Origin of the sequence: Actinomadura sp. NPDC049753 (assembly GCF_040674655.1) — a bacterium.
Classification (GTDB): Bacteria; Actinomycetota; Actinomycetes; order Streptosporangiales; family Streptosporangiaceae; genus Spirillospora; species Spirillospora verrucosospora.
In genome coordinates this window covers 1-2,761 of record NZ_JBFARL010000404.1, presented here as the reverse complement: position 1 = coordinate 2,761, position 2,761 = coordinate 1, and the positions used below count along the sequence as shown (strand labels likewise).

General features: G+C 76.5%; 3 protein-coding genes. All 3 read right to left on the bottom strand.

From position 1 onward, the window contains the following. Nucleotides 1-632 (bottom strand): ROK family protein (locus AB0K37_RS41590; protein WP_363991592.1); only part of this gene is annotated, 632 nt, incomplete at its 3' end. Beyond that, nucleotides 629-1,756: a mannose-6-phosphate isomerase, class I gene (gene manA, locus AB0K37_RS41585; protein WP_363991589.1), complete on the bottom strand. Its 1,128-nt coding sequence runs from the start codon at nucleotides 1,754-1,756 to the stop codon at nucleotides 629-631. The genes manA and AB0K37_RS41590, both read right to left, overlap by 4 nt. 366 nt (nucleotides 1,757-2,122) lie before the next feature. After that, nucleotides 2,123-2,761, bottom strand: a 639-nt coding sequence (locus tag AB0K37_RS41580) for an MFS transporter (RefSeq protein WP_363991586.1), incomplete at its 5' end; no start/stop codon positions are given.

Genomic DNA, 2,761 nt, shown 5'->3' with positions numbered 1-2,761 from the left:
GCGGCGGCGGCCAGGGCGCGCGCGTCGGGGCGGCCCGTCGCGGGGGCGAGCGTCCACCCCTGGGCGAGCGCCCAGCGGACCATGCCGAGGCCCCCGGCGACCGTCTCCAGGCAGCCGCGGGCGCCGCAGACGCACGCCTCGCCGTCGAGGTCGACGACGACGTGGCCGATGTGGCCCGCGTTGCCGGTGCGTCCCGTCCAGGGGCGGCCGTCCATGACGAGGCCGCCGCCGACGCCGGACGACACCACGACGCCGAGCAGGGACCCGCAGTCGTGGCCGCCGCGCCACCACTCGCCGAGCGCCATGCACTGGGCGTCGCCCGCGAGGGTGACGGGGACGCCGGGGACGAGGCGCTGGACGGCCGCGACGAGCCCGTAGCCGCGCCAGCGGGGGATGTTGCTCGGGCTGACGGTGCCGGCGGCCGCGTCGATCGGGCCGGCCGAGCCGATGCCGACGCCGGTCAGGGACCGGCGCGTCCGGCCGTCCCCGGCGAAGTCGGCGACGAGGCCGCGCAGGGTGGCGGTGGGCGCCTGGCCGGCGGGGTGCTCGGCGCGGTCGAGGAGCCTGCCGTCGGCGTCGACGCGGGCGACCGCGAACGTGGTGCCGCCGATGTCGAGGGCGAGGACGGTCATGACCCGATCCCCGGAAGCACGCGGTAGAGCGTGCCGTGTCCGGTGAGGCGGGTCGCGCGGGCGCCGGCGGGGACGAAGGCGGCTTCGCCCCGGGCGAGCGTCAGGGCCGGCTCCGCGGTGAGGCGGGCCTCGCCCTCCAGGCAGAGGAGCGTCTGCGGGAGGCCGGCGGGCAGGTCCACGGGGACCCCCGCGAGGTCGTGGCGGACGAGGGTGAACTCCTCGGCCGCCGTGCGGTACCGGCGGTCGGCCGTGGGCTCGACGCGGTGGGGCCGGGACGGGACGAACTCGACGACGCGCATCAGCTCGGGGACGTCGATGTGCTTGGCGGTGAGACCGCAGCGCACGACGTTGTCGGAGTTGGCCATGACCTCGATCGCGAGGCCCCCCAGGTAGGAGTGGGGCACTCCGGCGCCGAGGAAGAGGGCCTGGCCGGGCTTGAGCTCGACGTGGTCGAGCAGGAGCGCGGCGAGGACCCCCGGGTCGCCGGGGTGGGCGCGGGCGATGTCGGCGTAGACGCCCGTCAGGGCCGGTTCGACCGCGGCCTGGAGGGGCCGGGAGCGCTCGTCCAGCATCTGGGTGAGGACGGTCCGGAGCGCCTCGGCGGGCGGCTCGGCGCGGAGCGTCTTGATCCACGCGTCCAGTTCGGGGACCTTGAGGTCTTCGAGGAGCCCGGCGGTCTCGGCCGGGTCGCGGAAGCCGCACAGGCCGTGGAACTCGGTGAGGGCGCAGACCATCTCGGGCTTGTGGAAGGGGTCCTTGTACGTGCGGGCGGGGTCGTCGACGGGGATGCCCTGCGCCTCTTCACGGGCGAAGCCGGCCTCGGCCTGCTCGGTGGTCGGGTGCACCTGCAGCGACAGGGGCTTCTCGACGGCCAGCACCTTGAGCAGGTAGGGCAGCGTCGGCCCGAACCGCTCCACGCTGGGGGCGCCGAGCATCCCGATCGGGTCGCGGCCGATGAGGACGTCGAGGGGCGTCCCGTCCACGCGGGAGGGGGCGGCGGGGTGCGCGCCCGCCCACAGCTCGGCCTGCGGGCGCCCCGTCGGCTCGACGCCGAGCAGCTCGGCCAGGGCGGTCCGCGATCCCCAGTCGTAGGGACGGATCGCGGTGGTCAGCGGCAATGGCACCAACCTGCGCGATCTCCTTGCTCGGGGCACCGTGACCGGACGACGGCGCGCGTGAGGGACAGCGTACAAGCGTCGGAGGAGAAGGCGAACGCGACTCGGCCGGGCGCGCCGCGTCGTCTTCCGGCCCCCGTTCCCGGGTTCGTCGGAGCTGCGGTGAACCCGGAGGGTCCCGGCGGCGAACTGATAAGCGGGCACGGCATGCGACCCGCCGAGCCCTTAGGATGAACCCCCAGGGGGTGGTGGACTTGGGCAAGCACAACAAACCGGCGACGCGGTCGTGCCCCGGTTGCAACGGCACCGGCACCAGCACCGCCACCCACGAGCGGTGCAACGTCTGCCGCGGCACCGGCCGCATCTGACCCCCGGTCACGTCCGTCCGGTCTCCTGCCCGGTCCGCTTCGCCCCGGGCGCGCGGCGGCGGGCCTGCCCGGCCGCGACGGCGACGGCCCCGGCGCACGACGCCCAGGCCAGGACGGCGTACCCGCCCGCCGACAGCACCGCCGTGGACAGCAGGCTCGCGGCGGCGGCGACCGTCCAGACGGCCGCGTCGACGGCTCCCTCGACGTGCGGGCGTTCCGCCTCGGGCAGGTCGCGGGCAAGGCGCGCGCTGCCGCCGACGAAGCACAGGTTCCAGCCGTAGCCGAGCAGGAAGAGCGCCGCGGCGCGCCCCGCCGACCCGGGCGCGACCGCCGCGAGCGCCGTGGACAGGGCGAGCGCGGCGAGGCCCGCGAGGATCACCGGGTGCGCGCCGTGCCGGTCGGTCATCCGCCCCGTCAGCGGTGACAGGGCGAACATCCCGAGGGTGTGCGCGGACAGCGTCATGCCGACCGTCCCGAGGCCGTCGCCGTGCATGTGCATGTCCAGAGGCGCCGCCGTCATGACGGCGACCATCACGACCTGCGCCGTGACCATCACCGCCAGCGCGGAGCGGGCGGCCGGCGTACGGGCCAGCCGGCGCAGCGGCGGCGGCGAGTCCTGCGCCCCCGCCCTGCCGCCGGGCCCGCC